Source organism: Herminiimonas aquatilis, from assembly GCF_042665175.1.
Classification (GTDB): Bacteria; Pseudomonadota; Gammaproteobacteria; order Burkholderiales; family Burkholderiaceae_D; genus Oxalicibacterium; species Oxalicibacterium aquatilis.
Genome location: NZ_JBHTCC010000001.1, coordinates 686,199 through 708,020 on the forward strand (window position 1 = coordinate 686,199; position 21,822 = coordinate 708,020).

At 64.4% G+C, this 21,822-nt stretch carries 27 protein-coding genes; 24 read left to right on the top strand and 3 right to left on the bottom strand.

Annotation, left to right across the window (positions count from 1 at the left end):
* Window positions 1-45 precede the first annotated feature (45 nt).
* The 3 genes from ACFQO0_RS03135 to ACFQO0_RS03145 all read right to left on the bottom strand — a co-directional run bounded on the left by ACFQO0_RS03135 (window position 46) and on the right by ACFQO0_RS03145 (window position 1,391).
* A complete protein-coding gene (locus ACFQO0_RS03135; protein ID WP_382232577.1) occupies window positions 46-405 on the bottom strand; it encodes a hypothetical protein in 360 nt (119 codons plus the stop codon).
* A 129-nt stretch (window positions 406-534) separates the two neighbouring features.
* The gene (locus ACFQO0_RS03140) at window positions 535-1,098 is read right to left on the bottom strand and encodes a DUF3489 domain-containing protein (RefSeq protein WP_382232578.1); all 564 of its coding nucleotides are present in this window, start codon (window positions 1,096-1,098) and stop codon (window positions 535-537) included.
* A 95-nt stretch (window positions 1,099-1,193) separates the two neighbouring features.
* Window positions 1,194-1,391, bottom strand: a complete 198-nt coding sequence (locus ACFQO0_RS03145) for a DUF6900 domain-containing protein (RefSeq protein WP_382232579.1) — start codon at window positions 1,389-1,391, stop codon at window positions 1,194-1,196.
* 117 nt (window positions 1,392-1,508) lie between these two features.
* On the opposite strand from ACFQO0_RS03145, the gene ACFQO0_RS03150 reads away from it, so the two are divergent.
* From ACFQO0_RS03150 to ACFQO0_RS03265, 24 genes are all read left to right on the top strand, one after another.
* On the top strand, window positions 1,509-2,045 hold the full coding sequence (locus ACFQO0_RS03150; RefSeq protein WP_382232580.1) for an elements of external origin: 537 nt from the start codon (window positions 1,509-1,511) through the stop codon (window positions 2,043-2,045).
* Window positions 2,045-4,003, top strand: a complete 1,959-nt coding sequence (locus ACFQO0_RS03155) for a phage terminase large subunit family protein (RefSeq protein WP_382232581.1) — start codon at window positions 2,045-2,047, stop codon at window positions 4,001-4,003. Before ACFQO0_RS03150 ends, ACFQO0_RS03155 begins: the two co-directional genes overlap by 1 nt.
* 17 nt (window positions 4,004-4,020) lie before the next feature.
* Window positions 4,021-4,512 (top strand): hypothetical protein, encoded by a 492-nt coding sequence (locus tag ACFQO0_RS03160; protein WP_012080616.1) that lies wholly within the window; start codon window positions 4,021-4,023, stop codon window positions 4,510-4,512.
* On the top strand, window positions 4,512-4,904 hold the full coding sequence (locus tag ACFQO0_RS03165; protein WP_382232582.1) for a hypothetical protein: 393 nt from the start codon (window positions 4,512-4,514) through the stop codon (window positions 4,902-4,904). The genes ACFQO0_RS03160 and ACFQO0_RS03165 overlap by 1 nt, the downstream gene beginning before the upstream one ends.
* Window positions 4,904-5,125 carry a phage head-tail joining protein gene (locus ACFQO0_RS03170; RefSeq protein ID WP_382232583.1) on the top strand — a complete coding sequence of 74 codons (222 nt, stop codon included), beginning with the start codon at window positions 4,904-4,906 and terminating at the stop codon, window positions 5,123-5,125. Before ACFQO0_RS03165 ends, ACFQO0_RS03170 begins: the two co-directional genes overlap by 1 nt.
* A 2-nt stretch (window positions 5,126-5,127) precedes the next feature.
* On the top strand, window positions 5,128-6,660 hold the full coding sequence (locus tag ACFQO0_RS03175; protein WP_382232584.1) for a phage portal protein: 1,533 nt from the start codon (window positions 5,128-5,130) through the stop codon (window positions 6,658-6,660).
* Between the two features lies 1 nt (window position 6,661).
* On the top strand, window positions 6,662-7,969 hold the full coding sequence (locus ACFQO0_RS03180; protein ID WP_382232585.1) for a S49 family peptidase: 1,308 nt from the start codon (window positions 6,662-6,664) through the stop codon (window positions 7,967-7,969).
* Window positions 7,970-7,972: 3 nt separating this feature from the next.
* Window positions 7,973-8,350 (top strand): head decoration protein, encoded by a 378-nt coding sequence (locus ACFQO0_RS03185; RefSeq protein ID WP_382232586.1) that lies wholly within the window; start codon window positions 7,973-7,975, stop codon window positions 8,348-8,350.
* Window positions 8,351-8,424: 74 nt separating this feature from the next.
* Window positions 8,425-9,447, top strand: coding sequence for a major capsid protein (locus tag ACFQO0_RS03190; RefSeq protein ID WP_382232587.1), 1,023 nt, complete (start codon window positions 8,425-8,427; stop codon window positions 9,445-9,447).
* On the top strand, window positions 9,447-9,725 hold the full coding sequence (locus tag ACFQO0_RS03195) for a head-tail joining protein (RefSeq protein WP_382232588.1): 279 nt from the start codon (window positions 9,447-9,449) through the stop codon (window positions 9,723-9,725). Before ACFQO0_RS03190 ends, ACFQO0_RS03195 begins: the two co-directional genes overlap by 1 nt.
* 10 nt (window positions 9,726-9,735) lie before the next feature.
* A complete protein-coding gene (locus tag ACFQO0_RS03200) occupies window positions 9,736-10,161 on the top strand; it encodes a hypothetical protein (protein ID WP_382232589.1) in 426 nt (141 codons plus the stop codon).
* Window positions 10,162-10,165: 4 nt separating this feature from the next.
* Complete coding sequence (locus tag ACFQO0_RS03205; protein ID WP_382232590.1) at window positions 10,166-10,369, top strand: DUF7210 family protein; 204 nt, start codon at window positions 10,166-10,168, stop codon at window positions 10,367-10,369.
* Window positions 10,370-10,371: 2 nt separating this feature from the next.
* Entirely contained in the window at window positions 10,372-11,124 is a 753-nt protein-coding gene (locus tag ACFQO0_RS03210) for a phage tail tube protein (RefSeq protein WP_382232591.1), read from the top strand.
* The gene (locus ACFQO0_RS03215; RefSeq protein ID WP_382232592.1) at window positions 11,124-11,525 is read left to right on the top strand and encodes a hypothetical protein; all 402 of its coding nucleotides are present in this window, start codon (window positions 11,124-11,126) and stop codon (window positions 11,523-11,525) included. The genes ACFQO0_RS03210 and ACFQO0_RS03215 overlap by 1 nt, the downstream gene beginning before the upstream one ends.
* Before the next feature lie 29 nt (window positions 11,526-11,554).
* Window positions 11,555-11,710: a hypothetical protein gene (locus tag ACFQO0_RS03220; RefSeq protein ID WP_009521710.1), complete on the top strand. Its 156-nt coding sequence runs from the start codon at window positions 11,555-11,557 to the stop codon at window positions 11,708-11,710.
* 5 nt (window positions 11,711-11,715) lie between these two features.
* Entirely contained in the window at window positions 11,716-12,369 is a 654-nt protein-coding gene (locus tag ACFQO0_RS03225; RefSeq protein WP_382232594.1) for a DUF6441 family protein, read from the top strand.
* On the top strand, window positions 12,369-15,074 hold the full coding sequence (locus tag ACFQO0_RS03230; RefSeq protein WP_382232595.1) for a coiled-coil domain-containing protein: 2,706 nt from the start codon (window positions 12,369-12,371) through the stop codon (window positions 15,072-15,074). The genes ACFQO0_RS03225 and ACFQO0_RS03230 overlap by 1 nt, the downstream gene beginning before the upstream one ends.
* Before the next feature lie 5 nt (window positions 15,075-15,079).
* Entirely contained in the window at window positions 15,080-16,138 is a 1,059-nt protein-coding gene (locus ACFQO0_RS03235; RefSeq protein ID WP_382232596.1) for a hypothetical protein, read from the top strand.
* Entirely contained in the window at window positions 16,135-17,709 is a 1,575-nt protein-coding gene (locus ACFQO0_RS03240) for a hypothetical protein (protein ID WP_382232597.1), read from the top strand. Before ACFQO0_RS03235 ends, ACFQO0_RS03240 begins: the two co-directional genes overlap by 4 nt.
* Before the next feature lie 5 nt (window positions 17,710-17,714).
* Window positions 17,715-18,503, top strand: coding sequence for a DUF2163 domain-containing protein (locus ACFQO0_RS03245; RefSeq protein WP_382232598.1), 789 nt, complete (start codon window positions 17,715-17,717; stop codon window positions 18,501-18,503).
* Window positions 18,504-18,521: 18 nt separating this feature from the next.
* Window positions 18,522-18,749: a hypothetical protein gene (locus ACFQO0_RS03250; RefSeq protein WP_013246730.1), complete on the top strand. Its 228-nt coding sequence runs from the start codon at window positions 18,522-18,524 to the stop codon at window positions 18,747-18,749.
* The gene (locus tag ACFQO0_RS03255; RefSeq protein ID WP_041186296.1) at window positions 18,746-18,952 is read left to right on the top strand and encodes a hypothetical protein; all 207 of its coding nucleotides are present in this window, start codon (window positions 18,746-18,748) and stop codon (window positions 18,950-18,952) included. The genes ACFQO0_RS03250 and ACFQO0_RS03255 overlap by 4 nt, the downstream gene beginning before the upstream one ends.
* Window positions 18,952-21,225 (top strand): phage tail protein, encoded by a 2,274-nt coding sequence (locus ACFQO0_RS03260; protein WP_382232599.1) that lies wholly within the window; start codon window positions 18,952-18,954, stop codon window positions 21,223-21,225. Before ACFQO0_RS03255 ends, ACFQO0_RS03260 begins: the two co-directional genes overlap by 1 nt.
* Window positions 21,225-21,821: a glycosyltransferase family protein gene (locus tag ACFQO0_RS03265; RefSeq protein ID WP_382232600.1), complete on the top strand. Its 597-nt coding sequence runs from the start codon at window positions 21,225-21,227 to the stop codon at window positions 21,819-21,821. The genes ACFQO0_RS03260 and ACFQO0_RS03265 overlap by 1 nt, the downstream gene beginning before the upstream one ends.
* The last annotated feature ends 1 nt before the right edge of the window (window position 21,822 follow it).

Sequence of the window (21,822 nt, forward strand, 5' to 3'; positions counted from 1 at the left end):
TTGAGAAGCCAAGCTGTTCCTGGCCTCTTTCTCGATCAGTTTCGCTTACCCGAGACGAGCTACGTAGCGGGCGTAATCACCGCCCTCGGGATTGACGTAGAGGTAAGGGCGTCCGAGAGCAGTGACCTCGACGCAGAGGTAGCCGTCGCCAGTGCCGCCACCCTTGCCACGCAGCCAGTCGCGTGACACCAGCAGGCTGCGCCCAAAGGCGTCGAATTCGGCAGGGGTGAGCTCCTTGGTCTCGGTGACGTAGACCTTGTGCTGGTCGCTCCCGCCCAGTTCGCCGAGGTCGGCAGGTTTGCGTGCAAACGGTAGGCGGATGCTCAACTCTTCGACCTGGAGGCTTTGGCCTGCGAACTGCAGGGTGCGTGGGGTGCGTTCGATGGTGATGGTCATGGTGCTCATGGCGGTTTTCCTGGTTTGGCGTCGTCAATCACGACATCTGTATGAACGCGCTGGTGGGGAGAGAAGCCAAGCTATTCATGGCTCCTCTCGCCATCTTTTTGGCTTCGCCGTAACTCGCTGTGCTCGTTTTCATGCGATGCGGTAGATCCGCTCGCCACCCTTCGGCTTGTCCGAGACGATGTTCAGGCCGAGCTTTTTCTTGAAGGCTCCGGCGAAGGTGCCGCGCACCGTGTGCGCCTGCCAACCGGTGGCGGTGCAGATCTGGCCGATGGTTGCGCCCTCGGGGCGTTGCAGCATCCGGATCACTTCGGCCTGCTTGCTGTTCTCGCGGGTGCGCGGCTTGACCCACGTTTCTTCTGCGGCGGTTACGGCGGCTTCCAGTTCGGGATCGCTCGCGGCCGCAGGCGCGCCTTCAGCGTTGGCGATGATCCGGTCGAGATTGGCTTCGAACTGACCGATGCCCTTCCTGTTCACGTCGGGACGCGGAATGCCCAGGGCGTCGTAGCCCTCCGCAGCGACAAACCAGTCGGTGCCGTCGGTTGTGATTAGTGCGCGGTTGAAAAGTCCGTCGAGCACCTTCTTGCGTGCGCCGCCTTTGATGTTGTCGGGAAACCAGTCGATCTTGCCGCTGGTGTTGTGGATGGCGTAGGCCAGGACGGAATGCTGGGACAGGGTCAGTTGGGCGGTAGTCATGTTCTGCTCCTTGGAGTGGTTGATCGGGTGATGTGATGAACGCGCTGTTCCCAAGTGAAGCCAAGCGCTTTCTGCTTGGCTTCTGCGCTTCGCAGTCAGGTGTTGGCCTTGTCCGACTGCGAGGCATTGCGTCCCTGTTCGACGCCCGCCCTGAAGGCGGCTTCCAGTGCGTCCTTGATGCACCAGACCGCCGTGTCGTGGAAATCGAGGCTGTCCGATCTGCGCGTTTCCAGCGTCTCGATGCCGAGGTGCTTCTGCGCGATCAAGGTGAGGATGGTTTCGATCTGGCTCATGTCCGTGTCCTTTGATGGTGTTGATGACGAACGTATGAACGCGCTGTTCCCGATGGAAGCCAAGCTCAATCCGCAGGAATGACGAACAAATGATTGAAGGTGCCCCGAAGGGGAAATATGGGTATTTCGATTCGTGCCTACGCACGCCACCGAGGGGTGTCCGATGCAGCGGTGCGCAAGGCCATCGCTGCTGGGCGGGTCACGCCGGAGGCAGACGGAACGATTGATGCCGAGCGCGTCGACCGCGAATGGGCACGCAACTCCGATGCGCCGCGCAATGGAACTGCCACCCGCGCCGTCAAGGTCGCCGTACCGGAGACCAGCGGCACCACGGGTGACGGGCCTACAGCGTTGCCAGCAGGTGGCACGTCCTTGCTTCAGGCGCGCACTGTCAACGAAGTGGTCAAGGCGCAAACCAACAAGGTGCGTCTGGCCCGCCTCAAGGGCGAGCTGGTAGATCGGCCGCAGGCCATCGCCCACGTTTTCAAACTGGCGCGCTCTGAACGCGATGCGTGGCTGAACTGGCCCGCGCGCATTTCGGCGCAGATGGCCGCCAAGCTCAATGTTGATCCGCACACGATGCACATCGCCCTGGAGGCAGCCGTGCGTGAGCACCTGCAGGAACTGGGCGAGATGCGACCGAGGGTGGATTGATGGACATGGATTACGAAGGCGCGGCAGAAATCGAACGCGCGTGGCGCGAAGGGCTGACCCCAGACCCGCTGCTCACGGTGTCCGAATGGTCAGATCGCCACCGGATGCTCTCCAGCAAGGCGTCTGCCGAACCCGGGCGCTGGCGTACCAGCCGCACGCCGTACCTGAAAGCGATCATGGATTGCCTGTCGCCGACCTCGCCGGTCGAGCGCGTGGTGTTCATGAAGGCGGCGCAGCTTGGCGCGACCGAGATGGGCTCGAACTGGATCGGCTACGTCATCCACCACGCGCCAGGGCCGATGATGGCGGTGTGGCCGACGGTAGAAATGGCCAAGCGCAACTCCAAGCAACGGATCGATCCGCTGATCGAGGAGTCGTCCGCACTGGCCGAACTGATTGCACCGGCGCGCAGCCGCGATTCGGGCAACACCATCCTGGCCAAGGAATTCAGGGGCGGTGTGCTGGTGATGACTGGTGCGAACAGCGCGGTTGGTCTGCGCTCGATGCCGGTGCGCTATCTGTTTCTCGACGAGGTCGACGGCTATCCGCTGGACGTCGAGGGTGAAGGCGATGCGATCTCGCTGGCCGAGGCGCGCACGCGCACCTTCGCACGACGCAAGATTTTCATTGTCTCGACGCCGACGATCTCAGGGGCGTCGGCCATCGAGCGTGAGTACGAGGCCAGTGACCAGAGGCGCTACTTCGTGCCGTGCCCGCACTGTTCGCATCGGCAGTGGCTGCGTTTCGAGCAGCTGCGCTGGGACAAAGGGCAACCGGAGACCGCTGCCTACATCTGCGAGTCGTGTGACACCGCGATTGCCGAGCACCACAAGACGTGGATGCTGGAGCACGGCGAGTGGCGCGCGATGATCACGGATGGCGCAGGCAAGGCAGCGGGTTTTCACTTGTCATCGCTGTACAGCCCGGTGGGCTGGCGTGCTTGGCGCGAGATCGCCTCTGCGTGGGAGAGCGCGGTCAGCAAGGAATCGGGATCGGCGGCCGCCATCAAGACCTTCAAGAACACCGAGCTGGGCGAATCTTGGGTCGAGGAAGGTGAAGCACCGGACTGGCAGCGGCTGGTCGAGCGCCGCGAGGACTATCGGATTGGCTCGGTGCCGCCGGGCGGAATGCTGCTGGTGGGCGCTGCCGACGTGCAGAAGGATCGCATCGAGGCGTCGGTCTGGGCTTTCGGGCGTGGCAAGGAATCCTGGTTGGTCGAGCACCGCGTGCTGATGGGCGATACCGCCCGCGACACGGTGTGGAAACGCCTCTCTGAAATGGTGGCCGAGAACTGGACGCACGCATCCGGCGCAGCGATGCCGCTGGCCCGCTTTGCACTGGACACCGGCTTTGCCACGCAGGAGGCCTATGCCTTCGTGCGGGCCTGTCGCGATCCGCGCGTGATGGCGGTCAAGGGTGTGCCGCGCGGTACAGCCCTGATCGGGACGCCAACTGCCGTCGATATGTCGCAGGGCGGCAAGAAGCTGCGCCGGGGCATCAAGGTGTATTCGGTGGCAGTGGGCATCGCCAAGCTGGAGTTCTACAACAACCTGCGCAAGAGCGCCGATGTTGGCGAGGACGGATTGACTACGGTGTTTCCTGCTGGGTTCGTCCACCTGCCCAAGATCGATGCGGAGTTCATTCAACAGCTTTGCGCGGAGCAACTGATCACCCGCCGCGACCGTAACGGCTTCCCAGTGCGCGAGTGGCAAAAGATGCGCGAGCGCAACGAAGCGCTCGACTGCTACGTCTACGCCCGCGCGGCCGCATCGGCGGCGGGACTGGATCGCTTCGAGGAACGCCACTGGCGGGAACTGGAGCGACAGCTTGGGGTGGCCAGTCCGCCAACCCTTGAAACACCAACTGAATCAATCAACGAGGCCACCCAACGAGGTGGCCTCGCTGTTTCTGGCACCACCCCACGTCGGCGCGTCATCAAGAGCCGCTGGCTGTCCTGACACACCAAGGAGAAAACATGAGTCTTGCTACCCGTATCGAAAGCCTGGTTATCCGCGTCGCGCAGGAGTTCAACGACGTCCGCGCCAAGGCAGGCAACCTGGCCAACCTCACCACCACCGACAAGTCGAATCTGGTCGCGGCCATCAACGAACTGAAGGCTGCCGTGGTGTCCTCGGCAGTGATCGACGATGCGCACGTCGCGGCCACGACCACGTACTCGTCCAACAAGATCGTCTCGTTGCTCGACGCGCTCAAGACCGAGATCTTGGGCGGTGCCGATGCCGCCTACGACACGCTGGTGGAAATCCAGCAACTACTGCAGAACGGCACCAGTGGCTTGGATGCACTGCTCGCCGCCGTCAACAACCGCGTGCGCTTCGACGCCGCTCAGTCGCTGACTGTTGCCGAACAACTTCAGGCGCGCAGCAACATCGGCGCTGTCGCTGCCAGCGATGTTGGCAACACAGACACCGACTTCGTCGCGGTCTTTGTGGGCGCGCTGGTCTGATGAGCCTCGCATCGCGCATCAGTGCGCTGGCCAGTCGTGTCGGGCTCGAGGTCAAGACCAAGATCGACGCCACCCACCCCGGTCTGGCCCGGGCGTGGGTGTGCTTCGGCTACGTCGGCAACCAGATCGTCGTGCGGTCGTCGCACAACGTGGCCAGCGTGACCCGGACGGCGGCAGGTCGCTACCGCGTGACCTTCGCCGTTGCCATGCCCGACGCCAACTATTGCTGGACGGCGCTTGCCCGCAGCAGCACCAACAGCGGCACGCAGCGCATTGCCATCGTGCGATCCAGTACCGACCAGAAGACCGCTCAGTACGTCGACATCAGTTGCGCCACCACGTCTGCATCCTTCGACGACTCCTCCGAAATCAACCTCACGGTGTACCGCTGATGGCCTACACACAAGCACATCTCGACGCACTGGAAGCGGCGCTGGTCAAGGGCGAAAAGCGTGTGACCTTTGGCGACAAGACCGTCGAGTACCGCAGCGTCGATGAACTCCAGGCCGCCATTGCGGAGGTCAAGCGCGACCTCTTCGAGCAGGCTGTGGACACCGGGCTGTGGCCCGGCGCACCACGCCAGATCCGGGTCACCACCGGTAAAGGGTTCTGAACATGCAATGGTTTGACCGAATGCGTAGACGCGTCGGCATGAGCCTGCTTGGCGGCACGCCGTTCTATGACGGCATCGGTGGTGGCCGTCGCGCCTTGGCGTGGCAGGTCGGCAATCCCGGTGCAGTCGCAGCACTGGCGTTCACCCAGAACGAATTGCGCGCCAAGAGCCGCGATCTGGTACGCCGCAATGCCTGGGCAGCGGCAGGCGTCGAGGCCTTTGTCTCGAACGCCATCGGCACCGGCATCAAGCCGCAGAGCATGCTGGCCGATCAGCCCCTGCGCGAAGCGATCCACAGCCTGTGGTGGGACTGGTGCGAGGAAGCCGATGCCGCCGGACTGACCGATTTCTACGGCCTGCAGGCCTTGGCCTGTCGCGCCATGCTCGAAGGCGGGGAATGCCTGGTGCGGCTGCGCTATCGCCGCCCGGAAGATGGCCTGCCGGTGGGCCTGCAATTGCAGTTGCTCGAACCCGAACATCTGCCAGCCACGCTGAATCAGGAGTTGGCTTCCGGAAACGTCATCCGTGCGGGCATCGAGTTCGACAAGCTCGGACGGCGGGTGGCTTACCACCTGTATCGCTCGCATCCGGGTGATGGCTCACTGGCCCCGATGTCAGGCACCGGTGGCGTGGTGGGCGGTCTCGACACAGTGCGTGTCCCGGCCAGCGAAATCATCCACCTGTTTCGTCCCTTGCGGCCCGGACAGATACGGGGCGAACCGTGGCTGGCGCGCGCACTGGTCAAGCTCAACGAACTCGACCAGTACGACGACGCCGAGCTCGTGCGCAAGAAAACCGCCGCGATGTTCGCGGGCTTCATCACGCGCCTGTCCCCCGAGGACAACCTGATGGGTGAAGGCTTGCCGGATGCCAGTGGTGCAGCATTGGCCGGGCTGGAGCCGGGCACGATGCAGATCCTGGAGCCCGGCGAGGACGTGAAGTTCAGTCAGCCAGCCGACGTTGGCGCGAGCTACGCCGAATTCCTGCGCATGCAGTTCCGGGCGGTGGCAGCGGCGATGGGCATCACCTACGAGATGCTGACCGGAGACCTGACGCAAGTGAACTACTCGTCGATCCGGGCCGGGCTGCTGGAGTTTCGCCGCCGCTGTGAGGCCATCCAGCACGGCGTGATCGTCCACCAGCTGTGCCGCCCAATCTGGCGTGCCTGGATGGAGCAAGCGCTACTTGAAGGCGCGCTGGCGCTGCCGCAGTTCACCGAGAAGAAGCGCGACTACTTCGCGGCCAAATGGATTCCACAGGGTTGGCAGTGGGTCGATCCCAAGAAGGAATTCGACGCGATGCTGACCGCCATTCGTGCTGGGCTGCTGTCTCGATCGGAAGCCATCTCGGCCTTCGGCTACGACGCCGAGGACATCGACCGCGAGATCGCCGCCGACAACCAGCGCGCCGATGCGCTCGGTCTGATCTTCGACTCCGACCCGCGCCACGACAAAGCGCCCCAACCATCGGCATCGGGCGCTCCCATAAATGCGGCCGCCACAGTGGCCGTGCCGCAAGACCAACAGGACAACTGACATGCAACTCGTTCATCTGGCGTCCCGCCTCTACGGGACGCCGCTCCTCATTGCGCGTCCCAAACTCGACGTGATCCTCTCCGTGCTGGGTTCCCGCATCGGCTTGCCCGATCTGGACATGGCGATGCCGCTGCCCATGCCGCGCCAGAACGCCACATCGGGTCAGGCGGGCATTGCCGTCATCCCGGTGGTCGGCACGCTGGTCAGACGTTCGATGGGTATCGAAGCCGCCTCTGGCCTGATGTCCTACGGCGAGATCGAAGCCCGACTGGACGCCGCGCTGGCCGACCCACAGGTGGCGGGCATCCTGCTCGATCTGGATTCGCCCGGCGGCGAGGCCTCGGGTGTGTTCGAACTGGCCGAGCGCATCCGCGCTGCCAGCACCATCAAGCCGATCTGGGCGCACGCCAACGATGCCGCGTACTCGGCGGCTTTTGCCATCGCGGCTGCCTGCCAGCGCCTGACGCTGTCGCAGACCGCTGGCGTCGGGTCGATTGGCGTGATCGCGCTGCACGTCGATCAGTCGGTGAAGGACGCCAAGGACGGCCTGAACTACACCGCCGTCTTCGCGGGCAGCCACAAGAACGATTTCTCCCCGCACGAGCCCCTCAGCCCGCAGGCCACCACCGCGTTGCAGACCGAGGTGGATCGCCTCTACGACATCTTCGTGAATCAAGTCGGGCAGATGCGCGGCCTCGATCCAGATGCCGTGCGCGCCACCGAGGCGGGGCTGTTTTACAGCGAGCAGGCGGTGGCAGCGGGACTCGCTGACGCCGTGATGCCGTTTGATGCGGTGATGACCGAGTTCACAGATGCGTTGGCGGCCAAGCAGCGGCTGGCGCAGCCCGGTGTGGCCCGCGCCTCGCCGCGAAGCCTGTCCATGCAAGCCATCTCAAACCCGCCCCGAAGCAAACCTTTCACCCTGGAGAACACCATGACCGACCCTAAAGACGACCACGACAACCCGAGCGATCCGGCTGACGCCGCCCCACAGGACGACCAGCCGCAGACCGACAGCGATTCGCAACCGACGCCTGCCGCCCAAGCAGCACTGGCGCAGTCCTTCGCCAGCGGGCGTGGCCAAGCACAGGCCATTGCAGAGATGTGCCTGATCGCGGGCCAGTCCCAACGCACGACGGAGTTCCTCGCAGCAGGCTTCTCGGAAGCGCAGGTGCGCCGCGCCTTGCTCGACGCCCGTGCCGACCAACCCGAAATCGCCTCGCGCATCACCGCCGATGCCGGTACCAGCCAGCGCCCGGAAAACAGTCCGGTGGTCGCTGCCGTCAAGAAACTCACCGCCAAGGAGTAAGCCATGCCCACTGTCTCTCAACCCAAGAATCTCGGCGACCTGCTGAAGTACGAAGCGCCGAATCTCTACTCGCGTGACCAGGACACCGTCGCTGCCGCGCAGAACCTGACGCTGGGCACCGTGGTGGGCCGCGAAACGGCTACTGCCAAGCTCAAGGCCCTCGACCCAAGTGCCACGGACGGCACGGAAATCGCCATTGGCGTGCTCGGCAATGACGTCGATGCGACGCTGATCGACCGTGAGGACGCGATCCTGATCGCCCGCCACGCCATCGTCGCGCGTGGCGCATTGGTCTGGCCGACCGGTCTCACGGTTGCGCAGAAGGCAACTGCCGTTGCCCAACTTACCGCCCTTGGGGTGCTGGTGCGCGACAGCGCCTGATCCCGTCCCGACGATCCATCTCACTCCCCCGAAAACCCGCCACTGGCGGGTTTCGTCATTTCTGGAGATCCCAAATGCAGAATCCTTTTGAAAACCCCGGCTTCTCGATGGCCAGCCTGACGGCCGCCATCAACCTCCTGCCCAACCGCTATGGGCGGCTGGAGCAACTCAACCTGTTCCCGGCCAAGCCGGTGCGCACCCGGCAGATCATCGTCGAGGAGTACGCCGGTCGTCTGAACCTGCTGCCCACCCGGGCGCCCGGTTCGCCCGGCACGGTGGGTGAACGTGGCAAGCGCAAGCTGCGCTCCTTCGTGATCCCGCACATCCCGCACGACGACGTGGTGCTGCCCGAGGAAGTGCAAGGACTGCGCGCCTTCGGTTCCGAAACCGAAATGGAAGCCATCGGCGGTGTCATGGCCCGCCATCTGGAGACCATGCGCAACAAGCACGCGATCACCCTGGAGCATCTGCGCATGGGTGCGCTCAAGGGCAAGATCCTCGACGCTGATGGCAGTGAGCTCGTCGATCTGTTCGACGAGTTCGACATCACTGCGCAATCGGTGTCCTTCGAGTTTTCGACGGCGGCCGACAACGGGCAAATCAAGACTGCCTGCCTGGAGTTGCTGGGCCTCATGGAAGATGGGCTCACTGGCGAGTTCTCGACCGGCGTGCATGTGCTGTGCTCGACCGAGTTCTTCCGGGCACTGACCACCCACAAAGAGGTCAAGACCGCCTACCAGAACTGGCAACAGGGCGCAGTGCTGATCAACGACATGCGCTCGGGCTTCAGCTACAGCGGCATCACCTTCGAGGAATACCGTGGCCAGGCGTCCTTTGTGCAAGCCGACGGCACGCTTGGGTCGCGCCGCTTCATTGCCGCAGGGGAAGCCCATGCCTTCCCGGTCGGCACGGTGGATACCTTCGCGACCTACTTCGCGCCAGCGGACTTCAACGAGACCGTGAACACCATCGGCCAGCCGCTGTATGCCAAGCAGGAGCCACGCAAGTTCGACCGGGGCACTGATCTGCACACGCAGAGCAACCCGCTGCCGATGTGCCACCGACCGGGTGTGCTGATCAAGCTCGTTGCTGCCTGATGGATGTCGCGACGTTGTACGAGGCAGCCCGCAGTGCAGGACTGCTGACCGCCGTCACGGTGGCGGGCACCACAGTCCACTGCGCCTTCCGTGCCCCGGACGAAACCGTGCTGGATGGTTTTGCGCTGTCGCGGGACTACCAGATCGACTACCCGGCGTCCTGGCTGACGCTGGCAGCCGGGGACACCGTCGAGGTGGCAGGCAATACCTATCAGGTGCGCGACGTGCGCGCCATCGGTGACGGCTCCGAGCGTCGCGCCTCGCTCTCCCAACTTTGAGGTTACTGACATGAACTCTGTCCGCGAGCGCATCTTGCGGGAGGTCGTCGCACGCCTGTCTTCTGCGATTGCACCGACTCCGGTGCTGCGCATGCCCGCCGTGCCGGTCACCCGCGAGGCCAGTCCCGCGCTGTTGCTGTTCGCCGACGGCGACAGCATCACCGCCCACGCCAACCACCTCGTCGACCGGCTGCTGATCCTCCGGTTCGCCGTCGTGGCACGCGGCGCGGATGCCTTCGACGTGGCCGATCTCGCACTGGTCGCGGCCCACGCAGCCTTGCTGGCCGACCCGAACCTGGGCGGACTGGCCATCGCCGTGCGCGAGATCGATTGCGAATGGGAGTTCGACGACGCCGACGCCGGTGCCACCGCACTCCCAGCCCGATACGAAATCCGCTACCGCACCCACGCCACCGATCTCACCCAAACAGGATGAACCCATGCAAATCGAACTTCTGAAACCCCACACCCACGCAGGCAAGCGCCTCGCCGTGGGTGATCGCCTCGATCTGAATGACGCCAGCGCCCGCTGGTTGGTCGCGCAGGGCGTGGCCAAAGCGGCCACCCCCGCCACTGATTCCAAACCCGCCCGCCGTGATGCCACGTCCGGTGTTTCCACAACTGCAGCCACCCAAGGAGACTGAACATGGCTTACTTTTCTGGACAAGGCCGCGTCTACATCGGCGCACGCGATGAATTCGGCAACCCCGCCGGACTGACCTTCGTCGGCAACGTGCCCGAACTGAAGGTGTCGCTGTCGGTGGACACCATCGAGCACCAGGAAGCGCAGTCGGGCCAGCGCCTGACCGACCTGCAACTGATCAAGACCAAGAAAGGCGAATTCGCCTGCACGCTGGAAGAGCTGATCGCCACCAACCTGGCACTCGCGCTCTACGGCACCACGACCACGATCACCCCCGGCACCGTGACCGGTGAACTGCTGCCCAACCCGGTCACGCCGGGAAGTCTGTACCCGCTGGCCATGCAGAACGTATCGGCAGTGCAGATCCAGGACTCGGATGCCACGCCCAAGACGCTTCCGGCCAGCCAGTACAGCGTCAATGCCAAGCACGGCTCGCTGGTGGTGCTGGATGCCACGTCGGGCGGCCCGTACACCGAGCCGTTCACTGTCGACTACGCCTATGGTGCGGCGCAGAGCACGGCGATGTTCACCCAGCCACTGCCCGAACGCTGGATTCGCTTCGAGGGGCTCAACACCGCCGACGGCAATCGCGAGGTGGTGATCGACCTGTACCGCGTGGCCATCAACCCGGCCAAGGAACTCTCGATCATCACGGATGAACTCTTGAAGTTCGAGCTGTCCGGTCAGGTGCTGGCGGATCTGACCAAGCCGGTCGGCGGTGATCTCGGGCAGTTCGGTCGTCTGGTGCTGCTGTGATGGACGGCTTCAAAACCTTCCCCCCTGAACCTGTCGTCGTGACGCTGTCCGGCACAGCGTTGGAACTGACGCCGATCCGGCTGGGCGAGTTGCCACGGCTGTTGGCCGTGGTACGCCCGCTGGCCGAGGAGATCAGCAGCGATCCGGACTGGATGGCGCTGCTGGGGCAGCACGGTGATGCCGTGCTCGATCTGCTGGCGATCACCACCCGGCGTGAGCGCGCGTGGATCAACGACCTGTCGTTGGAGGACGCCGTGCAACTGGCCGCCGCCGTGTTCGAGGTGAACGCGGATTTTTTCGTGGCGCACGTCGTTCCGGCGGTTCAGGGCGCGGCCCAACGACTCGCCCCGACGCTGCGCTCGCTGACGAACTCGGGTGGGACGCTGCCGTCGCCCGTCTGATCCGCGCCGGGCACCGCCTTGGCGACGTGATGGCCTACACGCTCACGCAGGCTCAAGCCTTTCTGGATGCCGACGGACAGATTGAGCGGCAGCAGCTTGCCCAACTGCTCGGCATCCATGCCGTGGCAGCCCAGGGCGAGAAGCGTGGCATCGAACAACTGCAACGCGATCTGCTCAAGGACTGACCCCCATGCGTCTCTCACTCACCACCACCGGCCTGCTGGACCCACGCCAGTTGGCGGCGTGGAGTACCGAGCGGCGTCGCGCCATCCACGCTGCCGTCACCAAGGGCATGCAATCAGGCGGGCGTGAGGTGCGTGACGCGGCGCGATCCGAGATGCGCAGTGCCTTCACCGTCAAGCGCAACAGCTTCATCTCCTCGATGGGGGTGAAGGTGTTCGACAAGAAGCCCGCTCATTTACCCAACTCGCTGCCCGCCTTGCTGGTGGGCAGCAAGATCCCGTGGCTCGGTCTGCACGAAAAAGGCGGCACGGTGAGCGGCAATTTGCTGATCCCGCTGCTGCCCGGGCGCATCGGCCCCAAGCGCTTCAAGGCGGTCATTGACGGCCTGATGCGCTCGGGCAATGCCTTCTTCATCGAGAAGAACGGTCGCGTGTTGCTGATGGCCGAGAACATCAAAGAGAACGCCGCGCAGCTGGGTCGCTTCAAGCGTGCCGAGCGTGGTCGTACCGGCGCCAAGCAGATCAAGCGTGGCCAGGAGATTCCCATCGCCGTGCTGGTCAAGCGCGTCGATATCAAACGACGACTGAATCTGGCGGGTGGCGTGCAACGCGCACTGCCTGCCTTGGCGCGGGCGATTCAACAAGAACTGGACAAAGTCTGATGGCAAGCAATCGTGCCCAAATCCTGATCAGTGCCGTCGACCAGACCAAGACCGCTTTCGACTCTATCAAGCGGGGTCTGGGTGGCCTCACCGACACCGCCAAGAGTGTCAACGGCGTGCTGGCCAACCTTGGCGTTGGCGTTTCGTTGGCGGGCATCGGCGCAATGATCAAGTCCAGCATCGACTCAGCCGATGCACTGGACGAGATGGCGCAGCGTACCGGCATCGCCGTCGAATCGCTGTCTCTGCTGGTGCCTGCCGCCGAGTTGTCGGCGGTTTCCACCGAAAAGTTCGAAGCCGGGCTCAAGAAGTTGGCCACCGGCATGCTGGAGGCCGCCACCGGCTCGGAAGCGTCCGCGCAGAAGTTCGGTGCGCTGGGCGTGGCGGTCCAGAACCAGGATGGCACCTTGCGCGACAGCGAACAGGTACTGCTGGATCTGGCCGATCGCTTCAAGGCCATGCCGGATGGCGCGGAGAAGGCGGCGCTGGCGGTCGATATCTTCGGCAAGGCCGGTGCCGAAATGATCCCCTTCCTCAACCAAGGACGGGATGGCATCGGTGCGCTGAAGCAGGAGGCCGCTGAACTCGGGCTGCAGTTGTCTGCCGACACCGCCGCGCAGGCAGGCAACTTCAACGACGCGCTCGACAAGCTGAAATTGGCCACCCAGAGCATTGGCAATCAGATCATCGCGTCCTTGCTGCCTGCCCTGAACGACATGGCCGGTGGCATGGTCGAGTCGGCCAAGCAAGGCGGCACGCTGCGTGTGATCCTGGACGGCGTGGTGCTGGTGCTCAAGACCCTGGCGCTCGGTGTCGCCACGGTTGGCAAGGCCTTCGTCGCCTTGGGTGAAGCGATTGGTGGCGGTGTCGCGGCGGCGGTCGAAGCGCTCAAGGGCAACACCGACGGGGCCAAGGCCATCATTGCCGACCTCAAAGGCAGCCTGATCCAGCGGCTCGATGAGCTGGCGTCCTTCCGCGACAGCCTGTTCGACCCCAAGCCCATCGAGGTCAAGGCACCCAAGATCCAGGCCGATCCGGAACTGCTTCAACGCCTGACCAAGCCCAAGGCCGCCAAGCCTGCGCAGGACACGACCGGCGCGCAAACCACGCTGATAAAAGCGCAGCTGGACGCCGAGTTCGCGCTGCTCAAGGACGGTCTGACCCGGCAACAAACTGCGCTGGACGCTGCACTCGAAGACCGTCTGGTTTCGGTGCGCGACTACTACACGCAGAAAACTGCCCTCGAACAGCGCGAGGTCGATGCCGAGATTGCCCGCAAGCAGCAGGAGCTGGCCCGCAGTCAGCAAGTCGCCGCCACGGGCAAATCGGAAAACGACCGACTGAAAGCCAAGGCCGAGGTCGCCAAGGCGGAAGCCGACCTGATCACGCTCAACAACCGGCGCACGGACATCGAGCAGGCCAATGCGCGCAAGGCAGCGCAAGCCGAGCGTGAGCTGGCCGATGCCTTGGCGCAGGCGCGTGAGGAACTGGCACAGATCACCGGCACGGCGACGGATGCCGACCGACAAGCCGCCATTGAGCGCAGCTACCGCGATCTGCGGGCACGGCTGGCAGCAGAAAGCGATGCCGATGGTGTATCACTCGTTGACCGGCTGATCGACGTTAAGGCGGCGCAGGCCAATCTGGCGGCGCTCGAAGCCCAATGGCGGCAAGTCACCGAGCGCCTGCGCAATGCGCAGGATGCGATCCAGACCCAGCAACAGGCTGGATTGCTGACCGAAGCACAGGCGCGTCAGCAGATCGTGGCCCTGCAACAGCAATCGGCCACCGAGATGGAGCGCTTGTTGCCGACCATGCAGCAAGCCGCACAGGCCATCGGGCCGGATGCGGTGATTCGGGTACAAGCGTGGCGCAACGAGCTGGATCGCACCAAGCTCACCGTCGATGAAATGGCACCGCTGTGGAATCGCATCGGCGAGAGCTTCGGCGGTGCGCTCAACGGGATGATCACCGGCGCGCAGACCTGGCGCAGTGCCTTGGCGAGCATCTTCCAGCAGGTGGCCGATGCCTTCCTGCAGCAAATCGTGATCCAGCCGTTCCAGCAGTGGATCGCCATGCAGGCGCGGATGCTGGCGCTCAAACTCGGCTTCATCCAGCAGGAGCAGACCGTCGATGCGGCGGCCAGCGCCGCCAAGGTCGCGCAAAAGACCACCGAAACCACCGCCGTGGTGTCGATGGATGCGGCCAAAGCGGGAGCCGGGGCGGCGGCATCGCAGGCTTCCATTCCCTACGTTGGCCCGGCACTCGCGGTGGCCGCGATGGTAGCCATGGTCGCCGCTGTGATGGCGCTCTTGGGTGGAATCAAGAAGTTCGCGGGAGGCGGCCTGGTCTCCGGGCCGGGCAGCGCCACCTCGGATTCGATCCCGGCGCGTCTGTCCGCAGGCGAGTACGTGGTGCGGGCGGCCGCCGTGCGCCAAGTCGGCGTGGCCTTCCTCGACTCGCTCAACGGCTTGTCGGCCGGCCCACGTTTCAAGGGTGGCGAACTGGCCTTCGCAGCGGGCGGGCTGGTACCGGAGGTGAAAGTGCCGCCCGCGCAGCCGCAGATGAATCAGGCCGTGCGCATCGTCAACGCGGTCGATCCGGGTGTGACCCACGACCACCTGCAGTCGCCTGCCGGAGAGAAAGTCATCGTCAACATCATCGGGCGCAATGCACGGGCCATCCGTGCGGCGCTGCAAGGGTAAATCCAATGGCACTTCTGTTCATCGACGGTTTCGATCACTACGACCCGCAGGCCGTGGACAGCTTTGGCGATCCGTGGCTCGCACGTGGCAAGGCGGCGTATCTGTCACCGCAGGCCACCCGGATCAATGGCCGTCGCCCGTCCTCCTATGCCCTGCGTTTGCCGGAAGGTTCGGGGGGTGGCTACGTCAAGAACCTCGACGCCACCAAGACCAGCCTGATCGTCGGGGCGGCCATTCGCGTGGTGCCGTACCAAAACACCTACACCGAGCCACTGCTGCTGGGCGTGCGTGACGCCAACTCTCAGGTTGCGCATCTCGTGAAAATCGGCGAGGACGGTCGGCTCAAGCTCTACCGCTGGCAATACGGCTATGACCAGTTGATCTCTGTCTCAGTCGCCAGCGCTCCGGCGCGCGGCTGGCACTACATCGAGTTGCAGGTCACGCAAGGCACCAGCAACGGTGTGCTGTCAGTGCGCATCAACGGCATCCTGGCCATCCAGATGACTGCGCAGAACACCATCCAGGGCGGTGGCCAACTGCTCACGGCATTCGTGGGTGCAGTGCCTGGCCAAAACTGCCCGCTCACCATCGACGTCGACGACTTCTACATCGCCGATACCAGCGGCACGATCAACAACACCTTTCTCGGTGATGTGCGCGTCGATGCCTTGCAGGCACAGGCCGATGGCAGCTTGAACCAGTGGACGGCAAGCCCGGTCGGTACCGCCGCATGGGAAGCCGTGAGCGACGAGGACGAATCTACGGCGATCAATGCGCCGAACGTGGGGTTGCGCCAGTCCTTCGATGTCGAGCCGCTGCCGGTGATGGCCACGCCCGCCATCTACGGCGTCCAGCTCACGATGCTGGCCCGCAAGACCGACGCCGGTCTGGGCAAGGTCAAAGGCCTCGTGGTCAGTGGTGCGCAAAGCGCCGTCAGCACCGACATCATTCTGCAGGAGCAACTGGCCTGGCAGAGCACGCTGTTCGAACGCAACCCGAACGGCAACGTGCAGTGGACGGAGGCCGCCTTCAATGCCGCTGAGTTCGGCGTGGAGTCGGCATGACGGATCGCGTCATCGTTCAAGACCTCGCGGAGGTTCCCAGCAAGCCGACGCCTGGAAGCGAACTGCCCGCCTTCCAGGGTGAAGTGCTCTCGCGCGCCACCTTCGGTGCGAGCGCAGCCAGCTTCACGCCGGAAACAGCTGTTGCTCCGCTGCCGCCCAATCTGGCGGCCAGCCTGCTGGCGGAATCCTTGGCGGGCCCCTGGCCACCCATCGATGCGCCGATATTTCTGGTCGAAGTGTTGCGCCGGGATACGGCCTCAAGCGCCATCGTCGCCACCGGTATGGATGCCTTCGGCGACCAGCCTTGGCCGGATGCGCAACGCGGCGTGTTTGCCTTCCGTCATGATTGGATGGAGCCCCTCGTCGAACGGCTGGAGTGGCAGACCAGCGTCACGCGGCTGGCCAGCGGCAACGAATCCCGGCAGGCACGCCGCCGCATTCCCCGGCGCTGGCTCACCTACAAAGTAGGCAACGCCCGCCAGACCGATGCCTTGGTGGCCGACTGGCTGGCCGATCATCTGGGCCAGGCCGCGTGGTGGCCCCTGCCACAGTACGCCGTTCATCTCACTGAGAACGCTGAGGAGGGCGCGCTGACTCTCGGGGTGTCGGAGGCTGACTGGCGGCGCTTTGGCCCACCGGCTGCCGCGCTGCGTCTGACCTATGACGGCGTGCAGGGCTGGGACAGCGACGAACGCTGGGTGCTGATCATTGCGCCCGAGGGCTGGCAAGTCGCCCAACTCAGCGACGTGGAAACCGATCTGCTGTGGCTGGCCGAACCCTTGGCGCGTGCTGCCGGAGCCGGTAGCAGCGTGATGCCCTTGGTGTGGGGACGCGCTGTCGATCCGGCGGACTTGACCCAGTGGGTGCCGGGGATGGTCGGCGGCAGCGTCACCACGACTGTCACGCCCGCGCAAACGCCGGACATGGATGCACTCGACGACGCGTGGCTCGACGAGATTCCGGTCTGGCCCGATGGCAACTGGCGTGACGATCCGACGACCGTCGCGCAAGCCACGATCACCCGACAAGACTTCTCGCCTGCAGATCCGTGGGTGCGCCGAGACGATCCCTGGGCGACGACAGCTTTGCAACGGCGCTATCTGGCCAGCTCACTCGATGAAATCGAGATCTGGCGGGCGCGGTTGTGGCAAACCCAAGGTCGTCTGGAAGCCTTCTGGCTGCCCGATGGCTTGGCTCCGATCCTGTGGGTGACGGCAGAGGCCGATCCCGAAGATGGCTACCTGCGCGTGGAAGGCAAAGACATCTCCGCGCGAATTTCGGATTTTTGGCATCGCCCCGCCGCCTGCTTGATCGTGCATCCAGACGGCTATAGGCAGTACGCCCTGACGGCGACCTGCCATCTGGATCAAGGCGGTGTGCTGGTGCTGCGCTCGGGCCTCGATGACTGGGTGCCCACGGGCAGCCGCGTCATTCGCCTCGTGCGCTGCCGCCTCGACCACGATGCCATCGATCTGTACTGGCACAGCCCGACGCTGCTGGAGATCACCCTGACAGCGCGTCAGTTGCCCGAACCACGCGGCAATGACCGTCAAACCTACGAGGGAGAGTAAGCACGATGAGCCAGAATCCCTTGCTGGAAGTCGAGCTATACGCCTTCGCCAGCAACAGCGCGCAGTTCTACCTGACGCCGCACGAATTCGATGTCGACCTCGATGGCAATCTGTACGCAAGCCTGTCCATCGAACGCAACGAACTGGCGCTGGGTGCCGAGGCCGCCAAATCGGCGCTGGATCTGAAACTGCCGCCGAACTGCGATCTGGTGCGCCACCTGCTGGCCACGTCGCTCACCGGGGATACCACCTCGGTCACCTTGCGGATCGGACGGCGCGACACCTGGGGCGACTACTGGTGGATCTCCGGCACGCGCTGGATGGGCCGGGTGCTGGGCGTCGATGTCGCTGACGATGTCGCTCGCGTTCGCTGCGAGTCGGCGCAAGTCAGTCTCAAACGTATCGGATTGCGGCGGCTCTACAGCCGCAAGTGCTCCCACGTTCTGTATTCCGCGGCCTGCGGGGCTTCGCCGATTACGGCCAGCGCCTTCGTCCTGGAGGTCTATGGCCGCAGTGTCGAACTCGATGGTGGTGTACCGGGTTGGGTCAGCGGCGGCCTGGCCGGTGGCTGGCTACAAACCCCGGACGGTGCGCGCCACATGATCATCGGCGACTACGGCAGCGGCGTCGAGCTGCTGTATCCAGCGGCCCTTGAGCCCGGCACGGAAGTGCTGCTGACCGTCGGCTGCGATCACAGCACGGCCACCTGTCAGACGCGCTTCGACAACCTCGACAACTACGGCGGCTTTCCCGCCATCCCAAGCAAGAACCCGTTCTCGACTGGCGTGTTCTGAATCCCCGGAGAAATCGCCATGTGGTACCTCGTCGTCATCGTGGTGGCGGCGCTGGTTTCGGTCGCGCTCGCGCCGAAGCCGCCCGAGCCCAAACCGGCATCGCTGTCCGATGTCGATGCCCCAACCGCAGAAGAAGGCAGACCGATTCCCGTCGTGTTCGGCACCGTGCTGCTGCGCGGCGCGAACGTGGTCTGGTACGGCGATCTGGAAGCCGAGCCGATCCGCAAGAAAGGCGGCAAGAAATGAGCACCAGCGTGATCGTCACTATCGACGACGTGCGCGCCGTCGGCCTGTGCGTGAACGGCTCGCGTACATGGTTCGAGCGGCATGGCCTGGACTTCCGCGCCTTTCTGCGGAAGGGACTTGATGCCGAAACCCTGCTGGCCACGAATGACGCGATGGCGCTGCGTGTGGTCGAGCACGCGCGTACCCGGCAGGAGATGCACTGATGGGTGGCAGCAGCAAGAAGCAAACCGTCGGCTACCGCTACCGGATGGGATTGCACCTGGTGCTATGCCAGGGGCCGGTCGATGCCGTGCAGGAGATCCAGATGGGCGACCGCACTGCGTGGGGTGATGCCGACCGTGCGCCGCTGTCCATCGGGCACGGCCTGACCACTCTCAGCATCAACAAGCCCACGCTGTTTGGTGGTGACGAGCGTGAAGGTGGCGTGGTCGGCAACATCGATGTACTGCCTGGTGGCTCTGGACAGGGACGCAACGACTATCTGATGAGCCGCCTTGGCAGCGCCATTCCAGCCTTCCGGGGCGTGCTGTCCTTGGTTGCGCGCAAGATCCTGTTCGCGGCCAACAACCCGTACATCAAGCCGTGGGCAGTGCGCGTGCGCCGTTTCACGGCGGGTTGGAACGACTACCCGTGGATGGAGTGGAACGCCGAAGTCCGTGCCTGGGATGACAATCAGGGCCGCGAGATCAGTGTCGGCATGAACCCAGCCCACATCCTGGTGCAATGCCTGACCGATCCGCACTGGGGCATGGGCTACCCGCAGGACAGCATCGGCTGGAGCTTCTGGAATGCAGCATGGGCCCTGTCGGACGAAGGCTTTGGTCTGAATCTGATCTGGACGCGCCAGCAGCCCATCGAGAGCTTCATCAGTCAGGTCATCGACCACATCGGCGGCATCCTCTACACCGACCCTGAGCAGGGCACGTTTGAGCTCAAGCTGCTGCGCGACGACTACTGGATCGACAGTCTGCCGCAGTTAGGGCCGGACGAGATCGTGCGGCTGGAGCGTTTCGAGCGCGCGCAATGGGGTGAACTGCCCAACGAGCTGACCGTGGTCTACACCGACTGGCAAACCGGCAGCGACACCACCGTCACCGTGGAAAACCTCGCCGCCATCCAGTTGCAAGGTGGCGTGATCAATCAACGCCGCGACTACCCAGGCGTCAACTATGGCCCGCTGGCCGCGCGTCTGGCGCTGCGAGATTTGCGTGCCTTGGGTTCACCCCTGGCGCGGATGAGCCTGACCGTGGCACCCGACACGCTGGAACGCGCGCCGCTGCCTGGTGACGTGTTCCTGCTTAACTGGCCGCGCTTGGGCATCGACCAGATGGTGGTGCGTGTGACCGGCATCGATACCGGCACGCTGGGGTCATCTGAGTGGCGCATCGAGGCGATGGAGGATGTGTTCGGGCTGGATAACGCGGTGCTGGCACCGCCACCACCGATCATCGACGAGCCAACCCTGGAGCCGCTGCCGCCTGCGTTGGTGCTGGCGGTGGAAATTCCGTACTGGGAACTGGCGCGCACCTTGTCACGAGCCGAACTGGACTACCTGACCGACACCGATGCTGCGCTTGGCGCATTGGCCGCAGTGGGTGGTGCGGGCCAGCTCAATTGGCAGCTCGCCACCGGTGCCTCGGCCAGTGATATCGCCAGCGTGGCCAGCGAGGACTACGCGCCACTTCTCACGATCGATGTGGCACTGCCTGCCAGTGAGGCTGTTGCCGTCGGTGTGCCAGTGACCGCCATCAGTCAGCCGGAAAGGCTGTCCGTGGGCGACTACGCCTATCTCGTGGATGCGAGTGGGGCGATTGCCGAGGCCGTTGCCGTCCTGGCCTTCGATGCCGCCGACGCGACCATCGATCTCGCACGCGGCGTGCTCGACACCACACCCCAAGCACATGCCTCGGGGACTCGGTTGATCGGTGTTGGCGATTGGCTGGCATCCGAAGGTGCGGAGCGGGCCCCGGGCGAGTCGGTGTTCGTGGCCGCGATTCCTCGCACGTCAACCGATCAGGGCGATCCTGTGTTGGCTGCCAATGGGCAGCCGATGGTGCTGGCCGGTCGGCAGGCTTTGCCGTATCCACCCGGTCGTATCCGCCTCAATGGCCAGACCGAGCCTGCCGTGGTGGCCGGTGATCTCAACGTCGCGTGGGCCCATCGCGACCGCACTCAGCAGACCGCCTATCTCGTGCAGCAAGACGAGGGCGATATCGGGCCGGAGCTGGGCGTGACCTACACGCTGCGCATCCGCAATCGCAGCAACGTGCTGGTTCGTACTGAGACGGGGCTGCTCGGCACCACTTACCTGTGGACGGCAGCAGTGGCCGCGCTGGATGCCGGTGCGCTGGGTGACCGCATCACGGTGGAGATCAGCGCCGAGCGCGATGGTTTGAGTAGCTGGCAGCCGCAGGTGCGGGTCATGGATCGCGCGGGCTACGGCCTGCGCTGGGGACAGTATTGGGGAGGTATGTGATGGAGCCGCGCATCGATGTTCATCTGCTCACCCTGAACGAGCCTGCCGAATGGCGGGATGCCTGCATCGCCAGTCTCGAGGACGCACCGATCCAGTTGCACGTTTTGCCCGGCATTCCGGGCCGTATTGGTGAGGCACGCGCGGCAGGCTATGCACAAGGCACGCTGCCGCTGGTGTCCTTTGTCGATCCCGACGATTTGTACGAAGCCAGTGCCTTCACACAACTGGCCGATGCGCTGGATGCCTGCCCGCAGGCCGTGATGGCTTACACCGACGAAGCACTGACCGACGAAAACGGCCAGGACATTGCCGTGCGGCGTCTGGCCTACAGCCGTTGGCAACACGCCAACAGCGCCAGCCACGTTCACGGCCTGATCGTGATGCGTCGATCCGTCGTCGAAGCCGTGCTCAAGGAAACCACCAACCTCAACAACTTCGCCGACTGGCTGCTGACCCTGCTCGTAGCCAAGCGCGGCGGCGTGCTGTACCTGCCCATCGTCGGGCGGCATTGGCGACAGCACCCGCAGCAAAGCCACCGCACCGGCGACCCGGAAGCAGTCCGGCACATTCGCCAAGCATCGAACCTCTGGAGATAGA